The sequence below is a fragment of the Streptomyces sp. MB09-02B genome, from assembly GCF_033794485.1.
Taxonomy (GTDB): Bacteria; Actinomycetota; Actinomycetes; order Streptomycetales; family Streptomycetaceae; genus Streptomyces.
In genome coordinates this window covers 1-8,295 of record NZ_JARGEE010000394.1, presented here as the reverse complement: position 1 = coordinate 8,295, position 8,295 = coordinate 1, and the positions used below count along the sequence as shown (strand labels likewise).

Here is an 8,295-nt window from a genome sequence, read left to right as displayed (position 1 = left end):
GAGTCCGGCCCGCAACCAACGCGGCCACCGCCCGCAGCCGAAGTGCCTCCTGCGCCGACGGCGACAACTCCCGCGCGTCCCCCACCAGTTCACTCACGCTGGGATCAACGACCCAGAACACCTACCGTTTCGGATCAATATGACTCCACCTCGCTCAGCGCGCTTCCGGCCCAGAGTCTGGGCCCACGTAGATTTCCACGCCGTCCGCGTCCCACGCCCGCGTGTGCCCTCCAGTAGGAGCGGCGACGACAAAGGTCCCAGCCTCCAGCGAGACCATGCCGTCCTCGCCACCTCCGAGCCATTCCACGATGATTTTCTTTCCTGGCTCCAGGGAGAATTCTGCCGCAGTTGGCTCAAAAGCCACCACCATTGCCTTATCGGCACGAATAATAAATCGCATATGCACCCTAAAGATTGTCTGCATAGTATTGGAAAAGGTCCGCCCTCGATCTGGCACTGGGATTGATCTTTTCCGGATCATTTGGAAATTTCGCCGCCGACTTGTTATGAATGTCCATGTAGAAGTTGCGCCAGTGCAGCGCGTCTTCGCGCGTGAGGCCTATTTCTTGCATTCTCGCCAATTGCTCCGGGGTCTTCAGTTTGCTCGCATCTGCGAGACTCCTGCCGCCCCACGCCACGTCGCCGAATTCCGATCGGGTACCGAAGCCCATCCGGCTCCATGTTCCGTCGAGAACTTCCACGCCAGGAACGCAGGGATTGTCATTATGAACGAGTATCGGGGTCTCACCCGCCAGCACATAATACGTGTGCAGGCCATCGACGGTGAGATTGCGGGTTTCCAACTGGTTACGCAAGGAGTGGACTGCGCCCACGGAGACCGCGTCACCGGTGTCGGTCCGCAATGTCATGCCAGGGGTGAGGTCCTGTGCGTCGATCCACGCATCAGCAGACGGGGACCAGAACGGATGGTGGTCGGTTGTGATGATCTCGGCATTGCCGTCGCCCGTCCTCACCGTGAGGCCGGTGAATTCTTTGTCCCCTTCGGTGATGATAGTGGCGAGTACGGCGCGGGCTTCTGTCCTGCCCGTTTCTGGATCGGTCGCGAGGACTCTGTCCCCAACCTGAATGTCACCGATCTCCTTGACGGATCCGTCTGCCATACGAACGCCGGCTTCCGGCAGGAAGCTGTTCCTGCATGGCCTCCCAAGCTTGCCGCCGCGTCCGAGTGCGTACTCGACGATGGCGAGGAATCCCACGTTCCCGCATATCGGGCAGGAGTCCACTGGAATTCCCTTTACGTGCTTCCAGCCGTCGTAGTGCTTTCGGAAGTTCGTACACGTCATGTCGGTGCCCATGCCGTCTCTACCGCAGCGTTCACGGAAGTAGAGTTCGTAGTTCAGCTCGGGGCTGACGTGCGGCATGTAGGTTCCGGCGGCCTGCATCTGCCCGACGGTCGGTGCGTCTTGGTCGTCTCCCAGGTAGTTGTGAACCAGGTCCGTCGGTGGGCTCGGTGCCTCGCCGTCTCCCAGGTCCGTTACTACCGATGGCGTTGTGTTACCTCCACCGCCGTTGATTTTCCCAGGCCCGCACTCTTCCCAGCCGCCTTCGCAATCTGCCTTTCTCAAGCCGCTTGGGTCGCCATAGTTGATGGGGTCGTTGTCGCTGTAGCTGTAGGCGGAGAGGTTCTGCGGCTCGTATGGGGCGCTGAGGGGGTCGGGGCTGAGGAAGCGTCCGAGGTGGGGGTCGTAGGCGCGGGCGCCGAGCAGGGACAGGCCGGTGCTGGTGTCTTCGGTCTTGCCGAGGAAGCCGTTGTCGGTGCCGGTCGGCAGGGTGCCGCTGCGTTCGTCGCCGAAGGGGGTGTAGCGGCGGCGGGTGGAAGTGCCGGTGGTGGCGTCGACGGCGATCTGGGTGGAGGCCTGGGTGTCGGCCATCAGGTAGGTGAGTTTGCCGTTGGTGGCGGTGGTGCCCTCGGTGGTGCGCATGGCAACGATCGCGCTACCGCTGGTGTAGTGGCGGGTGGCGGTGAGGGTGGTGCCATCGGTGCGCAGGTCCGTCCCGCCGAGGGAGGCGATGGTCTCGCTGGGGGTGGTGCGGACGAGGAGGTTGCCATCGGCGTCGTAGGCGTAGCGGGCCAGTTCGCTGCCGCTGGCCTTGGTGGTCTTGACGGTTGCCAGTTGGGCCAGTTTGGTCCAGGTGTAGTCGACGGTGGTCGATGTTCCGGTGGTGGGCTGCTCGATGCGTTTGAGCATCGTGCCGTCGTCGTCGTAGGTGAGGGTGTCGGTGCGGGTGGTGGTGCTGCCGGTCTTGTGGAGGATCTTGCGGACGCCGTGGGGCCAGTTGGCGTTGGCCGTGGTCCAGGTGCCGGCGTCGTCGTAGCCGGGGTAGAGGTAGTCCCTCAGGGCGGCGGTGCCAGCGGTGCTGGTGTCGGTGACCGACTGCAGGTTGCCCATGCGGTCGTAGGTGTAGGCGCTCTGGTAGGGGGAGGTGCCCTGGTTGTCGGTGGTGGTCTGTGCGGTGTTCGCGCAGATGCCTGCCGTGGTGTGGGTGAAGGCGCTGGTCAGGCGGCTCTGGTCGTCGTAGCGGAAACACTGTGACTGGGCGGTCTGACCGGTGGCCTGTTCGCGCAGTTCGGTGATCCGGCCGGACAGGTCGTAGGTGTAGGTGTCCTTCTGCTTCTCGGTGATCAGTTCGTTGACATTGGTGGTCGTCGCGATGGACGTGAGCCGGCGGGTGCCGTTGCTGTCGTCGTAGGCGTAGGTGCGCTGGGCGTTGACGCCGGTGCCGTCGAAGTCGGTGCCGTAGGTGCGCGAGGTGAGGCGGTCGTAGGAGTCGTAGGCGGTGTCGCCGATGTAGACGGCGGCGCCGAGGGTGCTGGTCAGACGGTCTGGGTGGCCGTAGGTGTCGTAGGTGGTGGTCACCGTCTCTGCGGCGAGGCCGCCTGCGGCGGGGTAGGTGACCTTGGTGAGGTGGTCGGCGGCGTCGTAGGAGAACGACGTCGTGTAGGTGCCCGCTAGGCCACTGACTCCTGCGGGGATGGTGACAGTGCTGCTCAGCGCGCGGCCGCGGGTGTCGAAGGAGCCCACCTTGGTGGTGTAGGTGTTGCCGGCGGTGTCGCGGCTGGTGGTGGAGGTGATCTGGCCCTTGCCGTTGGTGACGGTCATCCCGTCCCAGGTCCAGGCGGCGAGTTCGTCTGCTCCGCTGGCCACGGAGGTCTTGCGGCCCAGGTTGTCGTACCCGTAGGTGAGGACGGTCTTGCCGGCGTTGCCCGTGACTTTGCTGATCTGCCCGTTGGCGTCGTAGACGGTCGTCGATGAGCCCGCGTCGGGGTCGTCGACGGTCAGGCGCTGCCCGGCCCAGTCGTAGGTGTAGATGGTGTTGTTGCCGCGGGTGTCGGTGATCTGCTTCAGCTCGCCCTTGCCGGTGTAGCCGTAGGACGTGGTGTAGGTGGCGCTGCCGCTGTGTTCGACGACCTTGGAGACCTGGCCGAACACGTCGGTGTAGGTGTCGATGGGCGTGCCCACGGCCGGCTGGACGATGGTGTGGTCGCCGTTGTAGGTGGTGGTGACCTTGTCTTCGGCCTGGGTGACTCCATCGGCCTGAAGCCGGGAGATCACCGTGCGGCCGGCCCAGTCCAGGACGAGGTCGTTGTAGGAGGGCAGGTCGGTGACCTCGGGGCTGGAGGGTCCGCCGGTGCCGGCGGTGCCCTGGTTGCGGAAGACCGCCGAGGTGCCGGTGACCTGGCCGGCCGAGTCGTAGCGGGTGACGGCGACCTGCCGGTAGGGCACCACCGTCTGAGTCGGCCAGAGGGCGCCGTCGGGCAGTGGTGTCTGTGTCTCACGGGCGCGGCCGAGGGCGTCGGTGTAGGTGTGGGAGGTCAGGTAGGTGCTGCCGGACTGCAGCACACGGGAGGTCGTGTGCGGGTAGCCGTCGACCGCGTCGGGCACCCCGGAGCCGTTGGTCGACGTGGGAATGCTGTAGCTGTACTTCATCGACGGCGAGCTGCCGGTCTCGGTCGGCTTCCACACCTCGACCACGCGGCCGGCGGAGTCGAGGGTGACCGTGGTGGAGTGGCCATTGGCGTCCTTGACCGTGGTCGGGATGCCCCAGAAGCGGGAGGTCCACACCGTGGAGGTCAGCCCGGTGCGGGCGGAGGCGGCGCCGTCCGGGTCGGGGGTTGCGGTGGTGATGCCGTTCAGGGGCCAGGTGTTGGCGGGGCTGTAGGTGGTGGTTACGCGGTTGTGCAGGCCGTCCTCGGTCCACACCACGCGGCCGGCGTCGTCGTAGCCGGACCACGTCGAGCGGTAGCTGCCGGACTTGGTGTAGACGCGGGCCTCGGTCGGGTTGCCGTCGACCGGCTTGTTCGCGGCCACGGTGGTGGCGCCGTCGTAGAGGGTGGTGGCGTAGCCGTCCTGGTTGCTGTCGGCGATGCTGGAGCAGCCGACCGGGTAGTGCTTGACCTGGTCCTGGAGCACGGTCCAGCGCCGGGCGTCGGTGGAGTCGTAGGCGTCGGTGTTGTAGGCGCGGCCGTAGGTGGTGCAGCGGTTGTCGGAGACGTCCGTCTGGCCCCAGTCGTCGGTGCGCATGGGCAGGCCGAAGGTGGTGGAGGCGGCTTCGGAGTCGTCGTACTCGTTCTCCACCGTGCGTTCGCGCCAGCCGCCGCTGACCTTGGTGTTGGTGACGGTCTTGGACTCGCGGACGAAGCGGGCGTCGGGCAGGCCGTCGTACTGGGCGGTGTTGTGCGACCAGTACGAGTGGTAGGTGCGCTCGTGGGAGATGTCCTGGTCGTCGCGCAGGGAGGTGGACAGGACCTTGCCGGAGAGCCAGTCGTGGTCGGTGAACGCGCCGCCGTCGCCGTTGTCGACCGTGACGTTCTTCGTCGCCGACGTGTCCGTCTTGGAGGTGCGGTCCCCGTCCAGGCCGCGGTAGAGCCAGTACTTCGTCGTCTTCTTCCCCGTGCCCGAGCCCGTGGAGACCTTCACCTCCTGGTAGCCGCGCCAGTCGGTCCAGGACTCGTCCTCGTCCGCCGTGAGGGGGTCGTTGGTGAACCGCCAGCCGGCGCCGTCCTCGTAGGTGTACGAGGTGGTCATCACCGGGGCGCCGTCCTGGTTGGACGTCACGGTCGGGTCGACCTCGACCTTGGTCACCAGGAACTTCTTGAACCAGCCGGTGCGGGCCTCGGTCTCGCCCTCCGGGGTCCACTTCTGCCAGTAGCAGTCCTTGGTGTTGGAGGCCTGGCTGGGCAGGTCGTTGATGTCGCAGGGGTTGGCGAAGCCGTAGGAGACGCTGGTGGTGGCACCGAGGTCGCCGTGGACCTCCGCGATGCGGGGGAAGTTCAGCTCCGCGGAGCCGACCTTGTTGTCCAGGTCGACCCGGTTGAAGTTGATCACTGGCAGGACGAGGTCGGTGCCGTTGCCGTAGGTGCGGCGCTGGACGTAGTCCAGCCACAGCGTCTTGCCGATCGTTCCGTCGGGGTTCGGCATGCCGTACTTGTTCTGGTACTGCTGCACCAGGTCCCAGCCGGTGCCGTCCTGGTCACTGACGTAGGTCTTGATGTCCCACAGCATGTCCGTGGAGAAGAACGTCGGGTAATACGTCTTGCCCGCGCACTCGTAGTCGGCCGACGTGCCGTCGCACATCAAGTCGATGGGCACGTCCGGGTAGGAGGTCGGCTTGTCGTCGAACGTCGGGCACGCCGCGGGCGTATCGCGCAGCGGGTCGTTCTCCTGGACCCGCTCGATGCACCGGTTGACGTGGCTCAGCTCGACCTTCGCGGGCACCTTGCCGTCGGTGATCTGCGAGGACCAGCCGTACTGGATCTCCTTCACATAGCCGGAGGAGACGTACTGGCGGGCCTGGTCGACGTCGGCGACGGAGCGGTAGTGGTTGTACTCCTTGTCGTAGAAGTACATCGTCTCGACCTCGTTGGCGTCGACCGCCCGGTCGAGGTTCCAGCGCCACGCCTGCGTGCACGGCACGGGGAACTGATCCCGGCACGGCTCGCCGGTGTCGTTGCCCACGACGGGGACGGTGAAGACGGAGGCGGTCGCGGTACCGGTGCGCTCGGAGCGGCCCCAGCCGAAGTAGTAACGCTGCCCGTCCTGCGTGGAGATCAGCCAGTACTCCCCGTCGCGGCCCGCGCCGTGCCCGTCGAACAGGCGCTGCACCCGCCAGCCCGGATCGTCTTTCACGTGGTAGGAGCCGCTGCCGGTGTCGTCCTGGACCAGCTCCGAGGTGACACCGTTGAGGTTGATGACGTAGACCGCGCCGGACGGCTCCACAGTGGAGTTCGGCGAGTCCCAGCACATATCCCCGATCGTCGGCAGTCCGTCCTCGGTGCAGTTGCGGTACCGGCGCTCGATGTAGCCGACGTTCAGGTCCCAGCCCATGCCCGCCCAGGACGACTGGTTGTTCGACGCAGACGTACGGCCGTCCACCGACTGCGAGTTGTACGTCATCGCCAGCGGCGGCGCCGAGCCCATCGGCGGCTTCGGCAGCTGGATCGGCAGGTTGTAGGTGAACGCACCCGAACCGGTCGACACATCCCAGGAACCCGTGGGTGACATCGTCGACGCCCGGTAGTCGCCCTGGTCGGAGGACGAACCGGTGTTCAGCAGGAACACACTGTCCCCGCTGGTGCCGGCCTCCCGCATCAGCTGCGGAGTCAGACCGTCCGCTGCTGTGTCGGCCGCCGCCGGCACTGTCGCGGTCAGGGTGCCCGCAGCGGTGTCGTTCTCCACCGGCACGGCCTCACGGTCCGTACAGCCCGCCGCCTCCGGGGTCTCCAGGGCGCACGCCGGGGCCTTCACCAGCCGCAGCCGGGAGGCGAAGTCACCACCGAAGGCGTACTTGAAGCCGGAGTAGTCGATATCGACCTGGACCTCGCCCGGGGCATCGACGCCGTCGGTCCGGGTGACCTTCAGGCCCAGACCGATACCGCCCGCCGGGGCCACCGCCTCACGGTCCAGCACCTGCACATCGACCTGATCCGGGGAAACCACGTCAGGGGCCGAATCACCCGGCGAAGACTCTGCGGGGCCGGGAGTCGAAGTGGTTTCGGAATCCGGGCTCGTACTCGGTCCGGTGTCCTGCGCCTCCACGCCGTCCGGAGAGCTGGGGATGGCGCTCGGCGAGGCGGTGTCGTCCTTCGCCAGGCGGGCCGCACCCAGCTGGGCCTCGGCACCCGCCTCCTCCACGACCGGAGCCACCTCGACGACGCCCGCAACCTCGGTGTCGTCACCACTCGGTCGATCCGTAGTCGACGAGGCGGACGGTTCGGGAGCCACCGTGCCCGGCTCCCCCGGAGCCACCTCGGACAGATCGACCGTGGCCTCCCCCGCGCTCGGCCACTTGGGAGCCGGCAGCGGCTTGCCGACCTCCTCGGCCTTCTGCTCCGCGACCGAGCCCAGAGGCTGGGACGGAACCACCGGCGTCGAGTCGTCAACGGCCGCCCTGGCCTCCGGCGGCGACACCACCGACACCGTCGACAGCAAAGCCGCGAGCATCGCACCCGCAAGGCCCACCGAGACAACACGCGCACGCCGAACAGCCACCCGAACTCCCACCCCATGCAGACCGCACCGAGGCACGAACCGCAGCTCACATGTACAGACCGTCGGCGTCAGGACAGGCCCCACCGCGCTCCCCAGCGCGGAAACGGAATGACCAGCTCCTGAATTCGATCAGTGAACGTGGACAGTAGCTGCTGTGAATATGCCGTGAACAGGCCAACCAGGAGAAAGGTTCCAGCCACCACAAGTGATCTCGATCACGCAGCCCGCCAGCGGAGGTCATGCGGCTGGAGCCGCAACTGACAGTCCGTCCGGTTCTGACGGAGCGGCGCGGTCCACGACCTCCCCCAGGTCGACCGCCTGCGCCGGCTTACCAAGCTCGCCGAACGGCGCGAAACCCGCCGAGCCGAACGCTCAGCAGTGGCCCCGGGGTCGCCCGGCCGAGGCCCCTCACCAGCGCAGTGGATCGCCGGTGTACGGCACTGACCGCCGACGGTGGCGGGGCCTGGCCGCCGCCCGACGTGACCGCATGTGCACCACCGGGTGAAAACGGCTGCGGGGCCCACCGACTGGTGGGCCCCGCAGGCGTCTGACCTGTGGTCAGGGGTGAAATCCACGTACGCGGACCGGCTCGCCGGTCCACCAGTGCGGGGCGGTCGCGATGATCGCGCCGCCGGGGCGGTCCGCGGTGGGCTGGGCCGCGTACTGGCTGTGCACCGCGGCCCAGGTTGAGGTTCCCCCGAGATGCGGAGGGTGCTGACAGAGGGTCAGATGGTTCTCATGAGAGGAACATCGACCATGGCTGCCCCCAGGAAGTACTCGTTGG

General features: G+C 66.8%; 2 protein-coding genes. Both read right to left on the bottom strand.

Going from position 1 to position 8,295, the window contains the following annotated elements; all coding sequences use genetic code 11:
* Positions 1 to 154: 154 nt before the first annotated feature.
* Positions 155 to 400, bottom strand: a complete 246-nt coding sequence (locus tag P1P70_RS35665) for a hypothetical protein (RefSeq protein ID WP_319245201.1) — start codon at positions 398 to 400, stop codon at positions 155 to 157.
* 7 nt (positions 401 to 407) lie between these two features.
* A complete protein-coding gene (locus P1P70_RS35660; protein ID WP_319245200.1) occupies positions 408 to 7,463 on the bottom strand; it encodes a polymorphic toxin-type HINT domain-containing protein in 7,056 nt (2,351 codons plus the stop codon).
* Positions 7,464 to 8,295 lie beyond the last annotated feature (832 nt).